Annotated in this window: 20 protein-coding genes; 12 read left to right on the top strand and 8 right to left on the bottom strand. The window is 46.9% G+C overall.

The genetic code is table 11. From position 1 onward, the window contains the following. Positions 1-11: 11 nt before the first annotated feature. From ACQ661_RS01535 to rlmM, 7 genes are read left to right on the top strand one after another with little or no spacing between them, the layout of a single operon-like run. Positions 12-1,169 (top strand): acyl-CoA dehydrogenase family protein, encoded by a 1,158-nt coding sequence (locus ACQ661_RS01535; protein ID WP_110075256.1) that lies wholly within the window; start codon positions 12-14, stop codon positions 1,167-1,169. 31 nt (positions 1,170-1,200) lie between these two features. Continuing rightward, positions 1,201-2,322, top strand: a complete 1,122-nt coding sequence (locus ACQ661_RS01530) for an enoyl-CoA hydratase/isomerase family protein (RefSeq protein ID WP_110075255.1) — start codon at positions 1,201-1,203, stop codon at positions 2,320-2,322. A 31-nt stretch (positions 2,323-2,353) separates the two neighbouring features. Beyond that, a complete protein-coding gene (mmsB, locus tag ACQ661_RS01525) occupies positions 2,354-3,247 on the top strand; it encodes a 3-hydroxyisobutyrate dehydrogenase (RefSeq protein ID WP_431667406.1) in 894 nt (297 codons plus the stop codon). 10 nt (positions 3,248-3,257) lie between these two features. Beyond that, positions 3,258-4,022, top strand: coding sequence for an SDR family oxidoreductase (locus ACQ661_RS01520; RefSeq protein ID WP_110075253.1), 765 nt, complete (start codon positions 3,258-3,260; stop codon positions 4,020-4,022). A gap of 10 nt (positions 4,023-4,032) precedes the next feature. Then, complete coding sequence (locus ACQ661_RS01515; RefSeq protein ID WP_110075252.1) at positions 4,033-4,932, top strand: transcriptional regulator GcvA; 900 nt, start codon at positions 4,033-4,035, stop codon at positions 4,930-4,932. Next, positions 4,925-5,545, top strand: coding sequence for an alpha/beta fold hydrolase (locus tag ACQ661_RS01510; protein ID WP_313932221.1), 621 nt, complete (start codon positions 4,925-4,927; stop codon positions 5,543-5,545). The genes ACQ661_RS01515 and ACQ661_RS01510 overlap by 8 nt, the downstream gene beginning before the upstream one ends. A gap of 8 nt (positions 5,546-5,553) precedes the next feature. Then, on the top strand, positions 5,554-6,645 hold the full coding sequence (gene rlmM / locus ACQ661_RS01505) for a 23S rRNA (cytidine(2498)-2'-O)-methyltransferase RlmM (protein WP_110075250.1): 1,092 nt from the start codon (positions 5,554-5,556) through the stop codon (positions 6,643-6,645). A gap of 74 nt (positions 6,646-6,719) precedes the next feature. Here the strand turns inward: rlmM and ACQ661_RS01500 are convergent, their stop codons facing one another. The 4 genes from ACQ661_RS01500 to queF all read right to left on the bottom strand — a co-directional run bounded on the left by ACQ661_RS01500 (position 6,720) and on the right by queF (position 10,466). Then, the gene (locus tag ACQ661_RS01500) at positions 6,720-7,724 is read right to left on the bottom strand and encodes an isocitrate dehydrogenase (protein ID WP_431667404.1); all 1,005 of its coding nucleotides are present in this window, start codon (positions 7,722-7,724) and stop codon (positions 6,720-6,722) included. A 108-nt stretch (positions 7,725-7,832) separates the two neighbouring features. Continuing rightward, entirely contained in the window at positions 7,833-8,195 is a 363-nt protein-coding gene (locus ACQ661_RS01495; RefSeq protein WP_110075248.1) for a DUF3192 domain-containing protein, read from the bottom strand. 50 nt (positions 8,196-8,245) lie between these two features. After that, entirely contained in the window at positions 8,246-9,601 is a 1,356-nt protein-coding gene (gene ppnN, locus ACQ661_RS01490) for a nucleotide 5'-monophosphate nucleosidase PpnN (RefSeq protein WP_153826112.1), read from the bottom strand. 31 nt (positions 9,602-9,632) lie between these two features. Next, the gene (queF, locus tag ACQ661_RS01485; RefSeq protein WP_110075246.1) at positions 9,633-10,466 is read right to left on the bottom strand and encodes an NADPH-dependent 7-cyano-7-deazaguanine reductase QueF; all 834 of its coding nucleotides are present in this window, start codon (positions 10,464-10,466) and stop codon (positions 9,633-9,635) included. A 117-nt stretch (positions 10,467-10,583) separates the two neighbouring features. On the opposite strand from queF, the gene syd reads away from it, so the two are divergent. The 3 genes from syd to ACQ661_RS01470 are packed head-to-tail and all read left to right on the top strand — an operon-like array spanning position 10,584 to position 12,190. Next, entirely contained in the window at positions 10,584-11,141 is a 558-nt protein-coding gene (gene syd, locus ACQ661_RS01480; protein ID WP_110075245.1) for a SecY-interacting protein, read from the top strand. Positions 11,142-11,193: 52 nt separating this feature from the next. Continuing rightward, positions 11,194-11,886 carry a GNAT family N-acetyltransferase gene (locus ACQ661_RS01475; protein WP_153826113.1) on the top strand — a complete coding sequence of 231 codons (693 nt, stop codon included), beginning with the start codon at positions 11,194-11,196 and terminating at the stop codon, positions 11,884-11,886. Further along, the gene (locus ACQ661_RS01470; protein ID WP_369742351.1) at positions 11,810-12,190 is read left to right on the top strand and encodes an Mpo1-like protein; all 381 of its coding nucleotides are present in this window, start codon (positions 11,810-11,812) and stop codon (positions 12,188-12,190) included. Before ACQ661_RS01475 ends, ACQ661_RS01470 begins: the two co-directional genes overlap by 77 nt. Here the strand turns inward: ACQ661_RS01470 and ACQ661_RS01465 are convergent. Next, positions 12,187-12,495 (bottom strand): DUF3301 domain-containing protein, encoded by a 309-nt coding sequence (locus ACQ661_RS01465; protein ID WP_110075242.1) that lies wholly within the window; start codon positions 12,493-12,495, stop codon positions 12,187-12,189. The two genes, ACQ661_RS01470 and ACQ661_RS01465, sit on opposite strands and share 4 nt — an antisense overlap. Before the next feature lie 25 nt (positions 12,496-12,520). Next, positions 12,521-13,570 carry a DUF3549 family protein gene (locus ACQ661_RS01460; RefSeq protein WP_431667403.1) on the bottom strand — a complete coding sequence of 350 codons (1,050 nt, stop codon included), beginning with the start codon at positions 13,568-13,570 and terminating at the stop codon, positions 12,521-12,523. A 73-nt stretch (positions 13,571-13,643) separates the two neighbouring features. Here ACQ661_RS01460 and ACQ661_RS01455 point away from each other — a divergent pair, with 73 nt between their 5' ends. Both ACQ661_RS01455 and truC read left to right on the top strand, forming a co-directional pair. Continuing rightward, on the top strand, positions 13,644-13,988 hold the full coding sequence (locus tag ACQ661_RS01455; RefSeq protein ID WP_110075240.1) for a YqcC family protein: 345 nt from the start codon (positions 13,644-13,646) through the stop codon (positions 13,986-13,988). Then, entirely contained in the window at positions 13,988-14,725 is a 738-nt protein-coding gene (truC, locus tag ACQ661_RS01450) for a tRNA pseudouridine(65) synthase TruC (RefSeq protein WP_431667402.1), read from the top strand. The genes ACQ661_RS01455 and truC overlap by 1 nt, the downstream gene beginning before the upstream one ends. On the opposite strand, the gene dapD is transcribed toward truC, so the two are convergent. Both dapD and glnD read right to left on the bottom strand, forming a co-directional pair. Further along, positions 14,697-15,521: a 2,3,4,5-tetrahydropyridine-2,6-dicarboxylate N-succinyltransferase gene (dapD, locus tag ACQ661_RS01445; protein WP_110075238.1), complete on the bottom strand. Its 825-nt coding sequence runs from the start codon at positions 15,519-15,521 to the stop codon at positions 14,697-14,699. The genes truC and dapD overlap by 29 nt on opposite strands. Positions 15,522-15,539: 18 nt before the next feature. Beyond that, positions 15,540-18,203, bottom strand: a complete 2,664-nt coding sequence (glnD, locus tag ACQ661_RS01440; protein ID WP_431667400.1) for a [protein-PII] uridylyltransferase — start codon at positions 18,201-18,203, stop codon at positions 15,540-15,542. Between the last annotated feature and the right edge of the window lie 24 nt (positions 18,204-18,227).

Below are 18,227 nucleotides of genomic sequence, written 5' to 3'. Positions count from 1 at the left end.
AGGACAACGCCATGAATTTTAATTTAACCGACGATCAACAAGCTTTCGTTGATACGGCTAAAGCTTTTGCAGAAAAAGAGTTAGCACCTTATGCAGCTCAGTGGGATGAAGAATCCCACTTTCCTGTTGAGGTTTTTCGTAAGGCCGGCGAGATGGGTTTCATGGGCATGTATACCCCAGAAGCAGCCGGTGGTTTTGGCATGAGTCGGTTAGACTCTGCGTTAATTTTTGAACAGCTAAGCATGGGCTGTACTGCAACTACGGCCATGATGACCATTCACAATATGGTGACATGGATGATCGGCTCTTTTGCACAACCTGAAGTGATTGAGCAATGGGTACCGGAGCTAGTAATGGGCCATAAGCTGGGTTCTTATTGTTTGACAGAACCAGGTGCTGGCTCTGATGCCGCAAGTTTACGCACAACTGCCAAGAAGGACGGTGATGAATACGTTCTCAACGGTTCAAAAATGTTCATTTCTGGTGCTGGTAGTACGGATGTGTTGGTGGTGATGGCGCGTACTGGCGAAGCTGGGCCCAAAGGTATCTCGGCTTTTGTAGTACCAGCCGATGCAGCAGGTATAAGCTACGGTAAAAAAGAAGCCAAAATGGGATGGAATGCCCAGCCTACGCGTCTTGTTAGTTTTGAAGATGTACGGATCCCGGCGGCGAATTTGCTCGGCGCTGAGGGTGAAGGCTTCAAGTTTGCCATGATGGGGCTAGATGGTGGTCGTATTAATATCGCGGTATGTTCAGTGGGTACTGCCCAAGCGGCGTTAAATACGGCGACAGCCTATATGCATGAACGCACTCAGTTTGGTAAAGAGCTTGGACATTTTCAGGCGCTCCAGTTTAAGTTAGCGGATATGGCTACTGAATTAGTAGCAGCTCGACAAATGGTGCGTTTGGCAGCCTTTAAAGTTGATGCTAATGATGCTGATAAAACGACCTATTGTGCGATGGCTAAGCGCTTTGCCACGGATGTTGGCTTCCAGGTTTGTAACGAAGCCCTGCAAATTCATGGTGGCTATGGCTACATTAAAGAATACCCTTTAGAGCGGCATGTCAGGGATGTACGGGTGCATCAGATTCTTGAAGGTACCAATGAAATTATGCGAGTGATCATTGCTCGACGATTATTAGCCGATCTAGACCGAGCCATCCTTTAAGGGTGGCTTTGTTGTCTTAGAGGAGAGTGACATGAATTCAGTTGTCTTATTCGAGACGTTACCAGGACAAAACGGCAAGTCTATTGGCGTTGCGACATTAAATTCAGAAAAATCATTAAATGCGCTTAGCTTAGCGATGATTCAGTTGTTAATGCCACAACTCCAGCAGTGGGCTGACGATGATAGCATCGCTTGTGTGGTCTTACAGGGGGCCGGTGATAAAGCCTTTTGTGCCGGTGGCGACATCGTTGCAATGTATCATGCGATGCAGGCGAGTCCTGGAGTTTTGGTTGATGAAATTGCTGATTTCTTTAGTCAAGAATACCGTTTAGATTATGCTTTGCATACCTTCCCTAAGCCGCTTGTAGTATGGGGACACGGTATTGTCATGGGCGGTGGTATGGGGCTGATGAATGGTGCTAGCCATCGTATTGTAACCGAGCGGTCGTTGTTGGCGATGCCAGAGGTCACCATCGGTCTTTATCCAGATGTGGGTGCCACACACTTTTTAAATCAGATGCCGGCTGGCTGTGGTTTGTTTTTGGGGCTGACAGGCGCACACATGAATGCGACCGATGCTCTTTATTTAAATTTAGCGGATCATTTTATTGCTAGTGAGCATTATCCGCAGGTATTGACGCAATTACAGAGCATAAAGTGGGGTGACACCGCTGCTTTAAATCAGCAAAAAGTTACCGACGTGCTCTCTCAATTAGCCAAAGCTGCTGCGGCGTTGCGCCCAGCCGGACAGGTTGAAAAGCATCAGTTGCATCTGCAAAAGCTAACCCAAGGGAATGATATAGCCGCCATTGTGGCTGCTATTTTGGCTGATAACAACGACGATAAGTGGTTAACCCGGGCGCGTCAAAATTTAGCAGCGGGTTGTCCGATGACCGCCCATTTAGTATGGAATCAGTTACAGCATGGGGTTGATTTAAGCTTAGCTGATTGCTTCCGTCTCGAGTTAACCTTGTCGGTGCGGTGTGCCTTACAAGGTGATTTTGCCGAAGGCATTCGAGCTCTATTAATCGATAAAGATAAACAGCCCAAATGGCGCCATGCAAGTGTTGCAGACGTGCCTGCTGAAGCAGTTGATGAGATGTTTACTGCGCCATGGCAAGGCCATCCGCATCCGTTGGCAGATCTTGGTTAAATAAGATAAAAATGATAAGAACGAGGTTGTTATGGCAACAGTAGGATTTATTGGTTTAGGCAATATGGGTGGCCCGATGGCTGCCAATCTAGTGAAGGGTGGCCATCAGGTTACTGTCTTTGATTTATCAGCAGCAGCTTTAACTGCAGCGGCCGCAGCCGGTTGTGCAACGGCTAGCAGTGCAAGCCAAGCAGCAGAGCAGGCTGAGTTTGTGATTACTATGCTGCCTGCAGACGCTCATGTAAAAGGCGTCTATTTAGGCGAGCAAGGCTTAATTAACCAGTTATCGGAAAATACGTTAGTTATTGATTGTAGTACTATTAGTTCTGCGACTGCGGTAGAAGTAGGGACCGCCCTTCAGCAGCACGGTATCGAATTTATTGATGCTCCCGTATCTGGTGGCGTAGGCGGTGCTAAAGCTGGCACCCTGACCTTCATTTGTGGTGGTAGTGAAGCAGCAGTGACACGTGCGCAGGCAGTTTTACAGCCGATGGGTAAAAATATTTTTCGAGCTGGTGAACTAGGCGCCGGACAGATTGCCAAGATCTGTAACAATATGCTGCTGTCAGTTTTAATGGTAGGTACCTCAGAAGCGCTACAATTGGGCATCGCACACGGTTTGGATGCCGCGGTTCTCTCCGAAATCATGTCGAAGAGCTCCGGCAGTAACTGGACTTTAGATGTATATAATCCATGCCCCGGAGTGATGGATAATGTGCCTTCTAGTCATGATTATCAGGGTGGCTTCTTAGTAGACTTGATGAGCAAAGACCTAGGTTTGGCGCAACAAGCTGCACTAGCCAGTGGTGCTGCTACGCCGATGGGTGCCTTAACCCATAATTTATATCGTAGCTGGTCTCAATTAGGCCACGGTCGTGAAGACTTCTCGAGTATCTTTAATTTTGTAAAAGCTAATAAAAAGTAATGGGAAAAGCATGAATATTTCTGCAAGTACAATTGTGATTACTGGAGGTGCCCAGGGGCTTGGGCGAGCTATGGCCGAGCATTTTGCGGCAGCTGGTGCCAAACTAGCGTTAATTGATATGAACGCTGAAACCTTGGCTGAAGCTTGTGAACTTTGCACCGCAAAAGGTGCGATGCAAGCGCAAGGCTATGTGGTTAACGTTACCGACGAAGCAGCTGTTGAACAAGTCTTCGAGCAGATTGTCGCAGACTTTGGCGAGCTGAATGTACTGATCAACAATGCCGGTATTTTACGCGATGGTATGTTGGTTAAGTGCAAAGATGGCGAAATCACCCACAAAATGCCACTGCAACAGTTTCAATCAGTGTTAGATGTCAATCTTACTGGTAGCTTCCTCTGTGGACGTGAAGCCGCTGCCCATATGGCAAAGGCCGGCAACGGTGGGGTTATCATTAATATTTCAAGTGTGGCGCGCTCTGGCAATATTGGACAGACTAACTACGCCGCAACTAAAGCTGGCGTCGTGGCGATGACAGTTACTTGGGCTCGTGAATTAGGTCGCTTTGGCATTCGCTGTGGTGCTATTGCTCCTGGCTTTATTGAAACGCCAATGACGGCACAAATGAAACCAGAAGCTATTGAACGCGCTCTGAGTATGGTACCTTTGCGCCGCTGGGGTCAGCCAGACGAGATTGCTCACAGTGCGCGGTATATTATAGAGAATGACTTTTTTAGCGGTCGTGTGATAGAAATAGACGGCGGAGTCAGATTATAAACGAGAAAAAATGCGAAAATTACCCCCATTAAATGCTCTAAAAGCTTTTGAAGCTGCAGCTCGGCACTTGAGTTTTACCCGCGCTGCGGATGAATTGTTTGTTACTCAAGCTGCGGTGAGTCATCAGGTGAAAGCGCTTGAAGAGTTTCTGGGGGTGCAGCTTTTTCTTAGGCGTAATCGGGCGTTATTACTAACGCCCGAGGGCCAAACTTATTACTTAGAACTAAAAGAACTCTTTGATCATTTAGTCCAAGCTACAGAGCGGGTGAAGTTCGCTAGCCAAAGAGGTTCGCTAACGATCTCGTTGCCGCCAAGTTTTGCCATCCTCTGGTTCGTTCCTCGGTTAAGTCGTTTTCGAGAGGCTTATCCTGATATTGATGTTCGTATTCGGGCCGTGGATGAAGTTGATGGCAGCCTGACTGATGACGTGGACGTGGCGATTTACTATGGTGCTGGGAAATGGCCAGGCCTACGTGCTTATAAACTTCATAATGAATATTTAATTCCGGTTTGTTCGCCGCTATTACTTACCGGCACCAAGCCATTGCGTGAGCCGCGCGATCTGCTAAACCATACGCTCTTGCACGACGAGACTCGTAACGCGTGGAAAGACTGGTTTAAATTAGTGGGTATTGACAAGAACAAAGGCGACAACGGTCCGATCTTTAGTCATTCTAATTTAGCGTTAAAGGCTGCGGTTCATGGGCAAGGCATTGCTTTGGCTAACAATGTTCTGGTGAAGCCAGAGATAGATGCAGGCCATCTTATTCAAATTTTCCCGGAAGCCTTACCCCGACAGAAATCATTTTACTTAGTTTGTCGTGACTCTCAGGCAGAAGTAGGTAAAATCGCCACCTTCCGTAACTGGTTATTGCAAGTTGTCGAAGAAGAAGAGGATAGTTATGAATAAAGCGCAGCGAGTGGCCGTGCAGCGAGATAACCCGCATGGACACACCCGCATCGTTTTTGCTCATGGCGCAGGCGCCGGATTACAAAGTGATTTTATGCAATTTATGGCTCTAGGGCTGGCGTTGCAGGGCTTTGATGTGGTGCGCTTTAATTTTCCTTACTGGCAGCAGTTTATGGAGTCAGGGCGGCGTCGCCCCCCGAATCCTATGGCCGTGTTAGAGCATACAATGACGACAGTCATTGAACAGTTTGATGATGCTAAGCCATTGTTAGTGATGGGGAAATCGATGGGAGCACGAGTGGCCTTTCGAATCGCCGATCAGGTTGCAGCGAAACATGCTGTTGCCCTTGGCTTTCCGTTTCATCCGGTGGGTAAGCCGGACCAGTTACGAGTGACAGATTTAGCTAATCATTGTGCCAGCAATCTCATTGTGCAGGGGACGCGTGATAGCTTTGGCAAGCCAGACGAGGTTGCCGGCTATTCTTTACCCGACAATGTCCAGATGCGCTGGATTGATGGTGGTGATCATAGCTTTGAAGCAACTAAACGCAGTGGTCTGGTGCGTGAGCACATGTGGCAACAAGCCATTGATGCAATTATAGAGAGTATTTGAGGTTTTTCATGACAGGAATTGTGGCTTATTGTCGGCCCGGATTTGAGAACGATTGTGCTGCAGAGCTGCAAGATAAAACAGCGATGCTCGGTATCTATGGCTATTGCCAAACACAACCTCAGCAAGGTTATGTGCTGTATGTTTGCCAACCCGAAGAAGCAGATCATCTAGCTAAAAAATTAAACCTAAAAGAATTGATGTTCACTCGTCAGTTTTTTGTGGTGTTGGTGCAGTTAAACGAACTACCTCTGCAAGATCGAGTCGGCGCTATTCAGGTGGCCTTGCTGGATGATGAACTGAGTGAAAAATTCCCAGGGGTAAAACCTGCGGGCGACATCCGAGTAGAAACGCCAGATACCAATGACGGCAAAGAACTATCTAAGTTTTGTCGTAAATTTACCGTGCCGTTGCGACAAGGATTACGCAAAATCGACTGGTTAACGGTTAAAGAAAGTGACCGCCGACCTACCTTGCACGCTTTCTTTTTAAGCAATCAGCAAGTACTTATAGGATATTCATACTCTTTTAATCAGTCGCCTTGGTTGATGGGAATTCCTCGATTACGCTCACCGAGCGATGCACCGAGTCGTTCAACCCTCAAACTAGACGAAGCTTTTCAAGTTTTTGTGCCAGAGCATGAGCGTGAAGAGCGCATCAGCTCCGGAATGAATGCAGTTGATCTAGGCGCTTCACCCGGCGGCTGGACCTACCAATTAGTGCGGCGCGGAATGATGGTGCAAGCGGTTGATAATGGGCCGATGGCACCGAGCTTATTGGAAACGGGACAAGTAAAACATATTCAAGAAGATGGCTTTAAGTACCGTCCGAAAAAGAAGAATGTAACTTGGCTTGTTTGTGATATGGTCGAGAAACCTGCGCGAGTAGGTGAGTTGATGACCAGTTGGTTGATTGATGGTGACTGTAAAGAGACCATCTTCAATTTGAAGCTCCCGATGAAAAAGCGTTACGCCGCTGTTGCTGAATATCTGACACAGATAAAGCAAGCTTTGGTTGAGCAGGGCAGTGGTAAATTTGAACTACAAGCCAAACAACTGTATCACGATCGCGAAGAAGTGACGGTTCATATCCGTTGGCTATAACAGCTTAGTAAACAGGCTTTAGCAATAAAAAAGGCGAGGATAAGACCTCGCCTTTTTTGATCCTAAGCGAATGCTTACAGACGCTCAATAACCGCTTGAGTAAAGTCCGTAGTACCACCGTTACCGCCTAAATCACGGGTAGTGCGGTCACCACTTGCAATCACGTCTGTAACAGCCGCTAGAATGCGCTTCGCTTTATCTTGCATACCTAGGTATTCAAGCATTTGAATAGCCGCAAGAATAACAGAAGTAGGGTTAGCTAGGTTTTGGCCGGCAATGTCTGGTGCTGAACCATGCACGGCTTCAAAAATAGCCGAGTTTTCGCCGATGTTGGCACCTGGTGCCATCCCTAAGCCACCCACTAAACCAGCACACAAATCAGACAAGATGTCGCCAAATAAATTGGTTGTTACAATCACGTCAAACTGCTCTGGGTTCATGACCAACTTCATACATACTGCATCAACAATCATCTCGTCAGTTTGAATGCTTGGATATTGCGCCGCTACTTCGCGGGCAACTTTTAAAAACAAACCAGAGGTTGATTTCAAAATATTAGCTTTATGCACGATAGTGACTTTTTCGCGGCCTTCGCGTTGTGCTAACTCATAGGCAAAGCGAACAATACGTTCGGCACCAGTACGAGTGATTTTACTCATAGCTTGGGCTTCGCTACCATCATCGCTTACTACCTGGCCAAGGCCTGAATACATGCCTTCGGTATTTTCACGAACCGTTATGATGTCGATATTCTCGTAGCGAGCTTTCGTACCTTTAAATGAGATTACCGGACGAACGTTAGCATACAGATTAAATTGCTTACGCAAGCTTACGTTAATGGATGTAAAGCCTTCACCGACGGGGGTCGTCAGTGGGCCTTTCAAGGTAGCCTTATTGCGAGCAATGGCATCAAGCGTTGCCTGTGGTAATAACTCGCCGGTCTTCTCTAAGGCCGCTAAGCCGGCATCAGCAAATTCATAGGTAAAGTCACAACCAGCTTGGTCGAGGATTTTCAGGGTTGCATCAATAATGTCGGGACCGATTCCATCGCCAGGAATCACAGTAATGGTGGTGCTCATTGGGGGTACCTTCTAAAAACTTTCGGTGAAACTTCTAAGACTAATACACTTGAATAAATTGGCGGGCATTATAGCAGATGTACTATTACACTGCGGTGGGGTAGATCATTAAAACGATTGATACTCACTATAAGCGTCAGCTCCCCATGCGATTAAAGCATCGTCCTTGAATAATAACGGAGTACATTCGTCACGGGTGGTAATGCCATCTGATTTAACGTGATGAGTTCGGTAAAAGAGTACCAAGACTTCACCATCAGCAGTGGCCTTTGCTTCGCTAATATCCGGTGAACCCAATAGCCTAATCACATCTCCTTTATCTGCACCTAAATCTAAGCGACCAATTTGTTTTAAATTAAAAGTCTCACGTTCTTGCCAACTCATATTTTCAGGGTCAGCTTGATATAGATTTAACAGCAAGGCAGCTGCCGCAACATAAATGGCAAAGCCAATTAAAACCACTTTGAGCATTTTTGACACGAGCAGACTCCCTTGGTGTTAAGATATGAAACAGTTATTACTTAATCAGTAACAACTCGATAGCAAGGATGATACACCGAACCCGGTAGCTTCATCCGGCTTTGCTCGACAAATGCTTGTAATAATACGTCGAGTTTCTTCATCATTTCTTTTTCGCCGTGAATTTCGAACACCCCATGTTGACGAATAGCCCGAATGCCTTCGTCTTTGACGTTACCAGCTACAATGGCTGAGAATGCACGACGTAAGTCCGCAGCTAAGGCTTGCGGTTCTTGATCCGTATGAAGATTCAAGTTACGCACATTATCGTGATTAGGCACGAACGGACGTTGAAATGCTTCATCAATGTGGAGCGTCCAGTTGAAGCAGTACGAATCGCCAGTTTCGCGACGATACTGTTTCACCGCCTGCGCACCTTGCGTCATCGCTTTAGCTACAGCGGCTGGGTCAGCAACGATAATCTGATAAAGCTTGCGTGCTTCATCGCCCAAAGTTGCCGCAACAAAGTCGTCAATAGCTTCGAAGTAGCCACGGCTACTCTCTGGACCGGTAAGCACCAGCGGGAATACCTGACGCTCGTTTTGCGGATGCATCAGAATACCTAGAATATAGAGAAGTTCTTCAGCAGTGCCGGCTCCACCTGGGAAAATAACGATACCATGAGCACAACGTACAAAGGCTTCTAAACGTTTTTCAATATCAGGTAGAATCACCAATTCGTTGACAATCGGGTTAGGTGGCTCAGCTGCAATAATGCCTGGCTCGGTGAAACCTAAATAACGACCATCAGCAATACGTTGCTTAGCATGGCCGATTGTGGCGCCTTTCATCGGGCCCTTCATGGCACCTGGGCCACAGCCGGTACAAATATTCAAACTACGCAGGCCAAGCTCGTAACCTACTTCTTTGGTATATTTATATTCTACTTCGTTAATGGAGTGGCCACCCCAGCAAACAATCACATTTGGATCTAAGTTGGGCTGCACCATTTGCGCATTACGCAAAATATCAAAGACCACGTGCGTTAGCGTATGGGTGTCGGCAGAGTCTAGAGTTTGGGCGTTGTAGCGTTCACCAGTGAAGAGAATATCTCGTAAGACAGCTTCTACCAACTCCTGCATACCGATAATCAATTTGCCATCAACAAAAGCTTCAGCGGGTGGGTTTACTAACTCAAGTTGTACACCACGCTCACACTTGATCACATTGACATCAAAGTCTTTATATTTTTCAAAAATCTCTTCGCTACTATCAGTCGTACTTCCCGCATTTAATACAGCTAAACAACAATTACGAAAAAGTTTATATAATTGTTCGTCACTGGTTTGTTGTAAGCGGTTGATTTCTAGCTGTGACAGTAAGCTCATACTGCCACGGGGTGATATGGTAAATTTCATTCCTTTTCCTTTTCCTTTTTCGTTCTTATCATTACTGCCGGCTCAGGCGGACTGATGTTGGTGTGGTTTCGAAGTCGGATCGAAACGGATTAATGTCGAGTCCACCACGCCGGGTATAACGTGCATACACGGTTAATTGTTCGGGTTGTAGCTGCCGTTTAATGTCCATGAATATACGCTCAACACACTGTTCATGAAATTCATTGTGGTGCCGAAATGACACCAGATAACGGAGCAGCGCAGCTTGGTCGATTTGACGACCGCGATAGCTGATTAACACCGAACCCCAATCGGGTTGATTGGTAATCAAACAGTTCGATTTTAACAGGTGACTGTGTAAGATTTCTGACACCTGCTGCGTTTGTGCGTTCGGCTGCAATAATTCCGGGGCATAGTTGTAGGTATCGATAGTTATATCTTGGTTATCAATACATTGGCCGGGTAAATCGGCAAATGCCTGTTGCTGTGCTTGTTGCACCGTCATTAGTTTTACCTTGACTGGCGCTTGTGCGCAAGCCGATAAATCATGACTAAGCTGAGTTTCCACCTGTTGCCAACTGGCAAAACGACTATCGTTAAAGCTATTTAGATAGAGCTTGAACGATTTTGACTCAATTAAATTTGGACTATTACAAGCTACCCTGAATTCGGCTAAAGCTACCTGTGGCAGCCCCTGTTGATTTAGCCATGACAGTTCATAGCCATGCCAAATGTCGTCCCCATGAAAGGGTAACGGCTGGGCTTCTGGTAAGCCGATTGGAGTACGGTTTAGCTGCCTTGGTACCGCTTGCAATAAGCTGGCATCGTAGGCGGTTGGGTACTGAGTGGGTTGCCCGAGATTTAAATGAGCTAGTGGTTGATTCATCGAATTAAATTACCTGTTACACTACTGTTTTTAACGCAGTCGGCCATTGTAGCCTTGGCGGTTGCTAGATGCTAGCAAAATCATTTACCGATAAAACTGATAGAGGGATCATTTGCCATGTTAATGACTACCGCGCTGGATAACTTGTTAGCGCAATATCAAAGTGCCTATGCACAGGCTGGACAACCGCTAGTGGTTGAAGCTAACCCAGATTGGCAGGCACCTATTTATCAGCAACCGCTACAGCAGGATTGGGTGCATTGGGTACCGGTAAAACAAACGCAGCCACTACTCTTTACTGATCTAGCCAATGCGCTCGAACAGCCGCTGCATGACTCGGTGGAAGCCTTTTACAGCCATTGGTATGCGGCCGATTTAGCCGTCACCTTTGCGGAACACCCGTTACAGCTGCTGCAGAATCATGGCCCAGAAGATGCCGAGCGGTTGCAAGCGAATTTAGCCGGACATGTATTGATGAAACGTCGGTTGAAGCAACCCATTACACTTTTCATTGGTTTAGCAGAAGAGTCCGATGATTTATTAATTACGGTAGATAATGATAGCGGTGTGGTCGGGTTGGAGTTTGTTGGGCAACCACAACATCAACAGCTTGCGCCATCTTTGCAAGAATTTATTCAACAATTATCGCCGCGAGTTGTAGACCAATTGATCTGAATCAAGTAATTTGGTGGTTGAAATTTATCCATAAAACGCATGGGGTTTTTCAATGAATCAAACTTATGACTCAGACAAGGTTAATCCAGCGCAATTACGTGATGGACAATTAACTTATTTGGTCGCCGAAGATTTAAAACTCGCAGCGTCATTGTTGTATCAAGCCTATTTTAATGACAGCTTGTTAATGTCGTTATTTCAAGCCGATAAGCCGGATTATGAGAAACGCTTGCGCGCAGCCATTCGCGAAGAGCTCACTGCCTTTTGGGAAGCTAAGCAGCCGATGGTAGGCGTCTTTGATGGCGAATCTTTAATTGGCGTGGCCTGTTTAACCCAGCCAGGGAAAAGTTTTGGTCCCGGTCGTTATTGGCATTGGCGGTTAAAGATGTTGTTGACAGCAGGCTATGTCAGTACCAAACAGCTGATAGAAAAAGAAACCATCATTCAACAACATATTGAAGGTGATGATTATCATATGCTGGCATTTATTGCTGTTAGTCCGCGTTATCAACAGCAAGGATGGGGGGATTTACTCGTGCGAGCGGCGCAATCGATGTTAGCGGACGAGCCGCAGTCACGCGGGATTGCCGTATACGTGACCCAGCCTCAGCATCTCGCTCTGTTTTATCAGCATGGCTATCAAGACATTACCGAGCTAACGATAGGCAATGTGGTTGGTACTTTGCTGTTTCAGCCGCGAGCTGTCATTACAGAAACTGAACAAGAGGTTAGTCGTGCAGTTTAAATCGTTTGCTGAATTTTATCCCTATTATTTAGCTGAGCATGCCAATCCCAAATGTCGAGCTATGCATTATATTGGCAGTAGCCTGGTGTTGGCGGTGTTGGCTTATGTTTTAATTACCCAGCAGTGGTGGGGATTAGTACTGGTGCCAGTAATAGGCTACGGCTTTGCTTGGCTTGGGCATTTTGTGTTTGAACACAATAAGCCGGCTACTTTCAAATATCCGGCTTACTCATTATTGGGTGACTGGGTTATGTACGGTCAGTTTTTGCAACGATTAGTAGGACTAAAACGCCAGTCAAGCTAATCGGGTAGACGGTAAGCTGGGGTGTTGACCTCAAGTAGGCGCAAGTTCAACATCACCAGTTCGCCTTCATAGCGGCTTTCGCCATCGCTGCTAAACGCAAACTGATAACTACTGCGCCACCCCCAATGGCGTTCAAACCGTGCTGGTCGTCCGGCCTGCCACGCAATATCTAGCAGTTGAAGTTGATGATTTTTACAATAGGCAGCGGCGTAACGTCGGGCCTGTTCAGCTTGGCGTCTCCCTTGCCAAAAGAGAAAAATAATAAACCCAATAAAAATCAGTAGCATGGCATCACTTAACTGCATAACAAGCTTTCCTTGATGTGAATATTCATGAACGAGATTGCTTGATAATAAACTGCTGCCAGGCCGCAGCTACAGGAGCTGGCAACTCAGGTTGCGGCAGTAGCATCAATAGCTGCGTTCTGGTGCTAGGTACTCGCAACAAATCGCTGACGATACCAGCGAACAGCTCGCTAGGCTGGCTCACCGCCAGACGTTGCATAAACTCAAGTAACAGCTCACCTTGGAGTAGGGGCCATAGCCGTGTCGCAAGAATAACCAACTCATCTGCGCTAGCGTGCGGTAGTAATTCAGTCAGGGCTGCCACTAAGGGTAACTCCTTATCGAGAGCAGCGTCTTCTTTATGCGCAACACCAGCCAATGCCCGTAACGTCTGCAATCGCTGCGAGTTTGAAACATCGGCTAGCTTTGGTATCAACTGTTGATACAAGTAATCTGGTGCTTGGCAATGCTCGAGTGCTTCGGCGAGGGCCTTTTGTAAGGGTTCCGGATAATCTAGCCATTGCGCAGCAATGCTGGTGGTTAGATGTTGGTCGCTTTCTAGACGCTGACAGACATCGTGGATGCCTTGCAAGCCAAGTTGCTGCCAACCCTCGCTGCTAGGGCTTAATAACTCGCTTTGGGCATGCTCATAATAAATTGAAGGAGGGCGCTGCCAGCGCTTACTTAATTGCGCATGTAAGGCTGCCCGTTTTACTTCAGCTGGAGTAAACAAATAGGCCGATTGCTGCAGTTGTTGTTGCTGCTGCTCAGTTAATGCTCCGCTAATTTGCTGCCCCAACAAAGTAATGACTTGAGTCATAAAGTCTTGTTGTGCAGTTAAGCTGAGCAAACCTCGTTCATCGAGTGGCATTCGTAAAAACCACAAGTAAGGCTCAACCTTGCTGGTCGCTAATTTAGGCCAAAACACCACAGCAAACCAAGCCTGATGTTGGGTTGGAAATGGGTAGGGCTGATGCTGTGCACAAATCGCTGTGAATTGTTCGGCGCCCATGGGCACCACCCGCCGTCCCATATCGTATACCACGAAATCACTTTGGCTTTGCTCAAGTAGGTCAGATAGGTAATTGATGGTCATTAAACTTGCAACCTAATCGTTTTTGCTGAAAGATGTCGCCATTATAACGATAAATCAGGTCGTGGAGGTAGTCATGGACCAACGTCAACGCGCTGCGCGCTTATTAGAACGAGTTGAAGCTGAGTTAAACTGTTTAGGATTATGGCAAAATCATCATCCACCTGCGCAAGATCTGGCGAGTACCGAGCCTTTTGCTATGGATACGCTAGATTTTCATCAGTGGCTGCAGTTTATTATGTTACCGCGAATGTGGGCTATTTTAGACTCTGAACATCCATTGCCGCAGAACATTGCCGTGAGCCCTATGGCGACGCATGTTTATCGTGATGAGTTAGATCACCATGATAGTTTAATCACGCTGTTGCGCGAGTTTGATGTGCTTTTAAGTGGTACTGACCCGCTTGCGGATGATGTTTGATGAGCCAAGCCGTTTTACCGTTACCGGTATTATTCGAGGATGACGAGCTCATTGCTATTGATAAGCCTAGTGGGTTGTTAGTGCATCGCAGTTGGATTGCGAAAGAGGCAACAGAGTTTGCGTTGCAGCGGGTTCGTGATCAAATTGGCCAGCGAGTTTATCCGGTTCATCGTTTGGACCGGCCAACCTCAGGTATTTTATTATTCGCTAAATCAGCCGCTAGTGCTCGCGTGATGACTGAGATCTTCAGTCAGCGTCAGGTTCAAAAAGGGTATCATGCAGTAGTGCGTGGCTATTTAGGAGATGGTATTCTTGATTATCCACTCAAAGAAGAGCTGGATAAAATAGCGGATGCCCAAGCTGATCCGAACAAAGCAGCACAGGCGGCGGTGACGGCGTACCGTTGCCTACGTCAGGTAGAATTACCATTTGCGGTAAGCAAACGTCATTCGACCACTCGCTATTCGTTGATGCATTTATTACCACAAACGGGCAGAAAGCATCAGTTGCGCCGGCATATGTCCCATCTGCGACATCCGATTATTGGAGATTCAAATCACGGTGATGGGCGGCATAACAGATTTTTTCGTGAGCAATTTGGTCTGTCACGATTAATGCTTGCAGCCACCTCACTGCAGTTTCCGCACCCAATTACGGAACAGCCAGTTGTTATTGAGTTGGCTGTTCCGAAAGAGTTTGAGCTGATTTTTAATCAGCCGCCCGCAATAGCTCGTTAATACTTACCTTAGCGCGGGTTTGTGCATCGACTTTTTTCACGATGATGGCGGCATACAACCCATGAGTGCCGTCTTTACTTGGTAGTGTACCAGGCACTACCACCGCGCCAGCAGGAACCCGACCATAATGAATCTCACCGGTTTCACGATCGTAAATACGGGTGCTTTGGCTGATGTAAACACCCATGGAGATAACGGCTCCAGTCTCTACAATAACGCCCTCGACAATCTCTGAGCGAGCCCCAATAAAACAGTTATCTTCAATAATTGTTGGATTAGCTTGCAATGGTTCAAGCACACCACCAATTCCTACGCCACCTGACAAATGCACATTTTTACCAATTTGCGCACATGAACCTACGGTCGCCCAAGTGTCTACCATGGTTCCGCTATCAACGTAAGCACCGATATTTACGTAAGAAGGCATTAACACTACGTTGCGGCCGATATAAGCGCCTTTACGAACTTGTGCCGGAGGCACTACACGCATGCCTTCAGCACGAAAACGAGCTTCATCGTAACTGGCAAATTTGCTTGGTACTTTATCAAAGAACCGTGTTTCTCCGCCTTCCATGAGACCATTGTCGTTGGTGCGAAATGATAATAATACGGCTTTTTTCAACCATTGATGAACAACCCATTGGTTATCGATTTTTTCTGCAACTCGTAATTCACCCTTATCAATACTGTCAATCACTTGTGCTAGGTCATCGGCTAGGCCGGCGGGCATGTCGGTCGGGCTGATGTTAGCACGTTGCTCAAATGCAGCTTCAATGCGTTGTTGTAAGTCTTGCATGGTTTATTCCTTTCTTAGTTAATCATCTAAAGCAGTAATAATCTGTTCTCGTAACTGTTGCTTTTGTTCGTGAGTCAGCGCTTGGTTGCGGCGTGAGGTAACGATAAAAAGGTCTTCAGCTTGTTCGCCAACGGTGGTGATTTTAGCGGCCAAGATATTTAAATCTAGTGTTTGCATAACTTTTGCTACGCGCGCAACTAGGCCGGGGCGGTCGAGCGCAACTAACTCAAACGCTGTACGGCGTGGATTGCGCTCACTGACAAAATCAACTTTGGTAACCACATTAAAATTGCGCAAGCGCCGGGGCAATCGACGTTGGCCGCTAGGTACTGGCTGGCGTTTGCGCAGCACATCGTGTAGTTGTTGTTTCAATGACTCGATATGGCGGCTATCGGTTAATGGTTGGCCATCATGTTGTAACACCACAAAGGTATCCATCACATAACCATCCCGAGTAGCTAAGATTTGGGCGTCGTGGATGCTTAAATTTTGGCTATCAAGCACGGCTGCAACTGCGGCAAAAAGGTGTTCATGTTCCAAATGATAAATGAACAATTCGGTGGTGCCTTGATTGTTCTCGTCACCTAACAAAATGAGAGGTAACTGTTCATCGGACTGCACCAACAAGATGTGCTGTGAATGCCAGGCAATTTGTTCTGGTTGATGACGTAAAAAATAGTCCGCGGTAAAACGTCCCCACAACTCTTGGATTGCTTGTGCTTGAAATCCTGCACTAAGTAGCAGCCCCATAGCATGGGCTTGATGCTGGTGAATGCGGTGACGCATTTCGGTGGCTGCATTAGGTTTATTTTGCGCTAAAAATTGTTTGGTTGCGTGATATAGATTCTCTAGTAGGGTTGCTTTCCAGTTGTTCCACAAGGTGCTATTGGTGGCACGAATATCGGCTACTGTAAGACAATACAAGTAATCTAAACGGGTACTGGTTTGCACCACTTCAGCAAATTGTTTCACCACCTCAGGATCATGGATATCACGTTTCTGCGCAGTTACAGACATCAACAAATGATGGCGAACCAACCATGCAACTAGGGCTCCATCATCAGGCGGGAGCTCGTGTTGTTGGGCGAAATTTAGAGCGTCGCGCTCACCTAATTCTGAGTGATCACCGCCACGCCCTTTGGCAATATCATGAAAAATAGCCGCTAAAAATAATAGCTCTGGCTTATCCATAGCCGCCATTCGTTCTGCACATAAAGGAAATTCATGTTGATACTCTGCATCACGATAGCGATGGATATTTCTCACCAAGCGATAGGTGTGTTCATCAACAGTATAGGCGTGAAATAAATCAAACTGCATTTGCCCGACAATTTGTTGCCAAGGTGGCAAATAATGCGCCATCAACTGATGTTGATGCATCAGTCGAAAGGCAGTTCCAGCGCCATGTGGATGGCGTAATAGTGCTAGGAACAACTGGCGACATTGAGGGTCGCTGCTTAGCGGTTGGCGCAATTGCGTTCGCGCATGCCGAAGCAAGCGTACCGTATGAGCTTGAATATGAGTAATACTTGGATGGTTGGCGATCACTAATAAAAATTCAAGTAAATGCCAAGGGGTATTAAATACGTGATCCTCGATAGCAGCGATACTTTGTCCAATTTGCTCAAACATGGGTTCAGGCTTAGTTACGCCTTGCTGCTGAGCCTTCTCTTGAGCCCATCGAGAGCGGGGTAAAGGTTGTCGCTGTAATTGCGCATGACTAGCTAAGATATCCTGCTCAAAAAACTGCAAGAGCATATTGTTGAGCTCATTAACCCCGACGACAGCGTTAAAGTAGTCTTTCATCATGGCTTCAACGCTGCGTTTGCCTGGCTCACCATATCCTAGCCGTGCTGCCACCCCAGGTTGATAGTCGAACAGTAATCGATCTTCAGCTTTGCCTGCCTCTAGATGCAAGGCAAAACGGATGCGGGCTAGTAAGTCGTGGTACTCGCGTAGCTCTAGAAGTTCTGCCGCCGTAATGTAGCCATGCTGTACTAAGCTCTCATCGGATTGGGTTTGAAAATGGCGTTTAGCGATCCAACCAATGGTTTGAATATCACGCAACCCACCTGGGCTACTTTTAACATTAGGCTCGAGATTATAAGAAGTGCCATGATAGTGCTGATGACGACTTTGTTGTTCAGTGAGTTTGGCTTGATAAAAAGCGCGACTAGTCCATGGGAATTGCTGTTGAATAAGTAGATTAAATTGCTGTGCGATAGGCTCATCGCCAGCGATCAAGCGTTGTTCTAACAGGCTGGTTGCAACGGTAACATCAGCTTCTGCTTGAGTAAGGCACTCGGCGGTGTTACGCACACTGTGGCCAACTTCTAAGCGCAGATCCCACAGTAATTGAATGAGTTCACGTACGGCTTGCTGTTGGGCATCCGTCAAAGGTGATTGGTACAGAATAAGTAGGTCGATATCAGAATAGGGGTGCAACACTCCGCGACCATACCCGCCTACCGCGAATAGGCACAACTGATCACTGGCGAGACCAAATTGCTGCCAAAGCTGCTGTAGCATAGCATCCATAAATTGGCTGCGATGCTGCAGCAAAAAATCAATGTCGGCAGTAATGAAAGCTTCAGCTGACCAATGTTGGTAGCGTTCTAAACAATCACGCCCGCTGGCAAGAGTAATAGTGGCGGGCCACTGAGGTGCTGGTGCAGGCGTCATCGCTGTATCTCGCGTTAGGTTATT

The organism is Pseudidiomarina sp. WS423, assembly GCF_050750165.1.
Classification (GTDB): Bacteria; Pseudomonadota; Gammaproteobacteria; order Enterobacterales; family Alteromonadaceae; genus Pseudidiomarina; species Pseudidiomarina fusca.
This window is presented reverse-complemented; position numbering and strand designations above follow the sequence as displayed.

What these genes read in the sequence shown, in the direction of transcription:
- ACQ661_RS01535 (WP_110075256.1), top strand. Translation starts at nt 12, where the DNA reads ATGAATTTTAATTTAACCGACGATCAACAAGCTTTCGTTGATACGGCT.
- ACQ661_RS01530 (WP_110075255.1), top strand. Translation starts at nt 1,201, where the DNA reads ATGAATTCAGTTGTCTTATTCGAGACGTTACCAGGACAAAACGGCAAG.
- mmsB (WP_431667406.1), top strand. Translation starts at nt 2,354, where the DNA reads ATGGCAACAGTAGGATTTATTGGTTTAGGCAATATGGGTGGCCCGATG.
- ACQ661_RS01520 (WP_110075253.1), top strand. Translation starts at nt 3,258, where the DNA reads ATGAATATTTCTGCAAGTACAATTGTGATTACTGGAGGTGCCCAGGGG.
- ACQ661_RS01515 (WP_110075252.1), top strand. Translation starts at nt 4,033, where the DNA reads ATGCGAAAATTACCCCCATTAAATGCTCTAAAAGCTTTTGAAGCTGCA.
- ACQ661_RS01510 (WP_313932221.1), top strand. Translation starts at nt 4,925, where the DNA reads ATGAATAAAGCGCAGCGAGTGGCCGTGCAGCGAGATAACCCGCATGGA.
- rlmM (WP_110075250.1), top strand. Translation starts at nt 5,554, where the DNA reads ATGACAGGAATTGTGGCTTATTGTCGGCCCGGATTTGAGAACGATTGT.
- ACQ661_RS01500 (WP_431667404.1), bottom strand. Translation starts at nt 7,724, where the DNA reads ATGAGCACCACCATTACTGTGATTCCTGGCGATGGAATCGGTCCCGAC.
- ACQ661_RS01495 (WP_110075248.1), bottom strand. Translation starts at nt 8,195, where the DNA reads ATGCTCAAAGTGGTTTTAATTGGCTTTGCCATTTATGTTGCGGCAGCT.
- ppnN (WP_153826112.1), bottom strand. Translation starts at nt 9,601, where the DNA reads ATGAAATTTACCATATCACCCCGTGGCAGTATGAGCTTACTGTCACAG.
- queF (WP_110075246.1), bottom strand. Translation starts at nt 10,466, where the DNA reads ATGAATCAACCACTAGCTCATTTAAATCTCGGGCAACCCACTCAGTAC.
- syd (WP_110075245.1), top strand. Translation starts at nt 10,584, where the DNA reads ATGTTAATGACTACCGCGCTGGATAACTTGTTAGCGCAATATCAAAGT.
- ACQ661_RS01475 (WP_153826113.1), top strand. Translation starts at nt 11,194, where the DNA reads ATGAATCAAACTTATGACTCAGACAAGGTTAATCCAGCGCAATTACGT.
- ACQ661_RS01470 (WP_369742351.1), top strand. Translation starts at nt 11,810, where the DNA reads ATGTGGTTGGTACTTTGCTGTTTCAGCCGCGAGCTGTCATTACAGAAA.
- ACQ661_RS01465 (WP_110075242.1), bottom strand. Translation starts at nt 12,495, where the DNA reads ATGCAGTTAAGTGATGCCATGCTACTGATTTTTATTGGGTTTATTATT.
- ACQ661_RS01460 (WP_431667403.1), bottom strand. Translation starts at nt 13,570, where the DNA reads ATGACCATCAATTACCTATCTGACCTACTTGAGCAAAGCCAAAGTGAT.
- ACQ661_RS01455 (WP_110075240.1), top strand. Translation starts at nt 13,644, where the DNA reads ATGGACCAACGTCAACGCGCTGCGCGCTTATTAGAACGAGTTGAAGCT.
- truC (WP_431667402.1), top strand. Translation starts at nt 13,988, where the DNA reads ATGAGCCAAGCCGTTTTACCGTTACCGGTATTATTCGAGGATGACGAG.
- dapD (WP_110075238.1), bottom strand. Translation starts at nt 15,521, where the DNA reads ATGCAAGACTTACAACAACGCATTGAAGCTGCATTTGAGCAACGTGCT.
- glnD (WP_431667400.1), bottom strand. Translation starts at nt 18,203, where the DNA reads ATGACGCCTGCACCAGCACCTCAGTGGCCCGCCACTATTACTCTTGCC.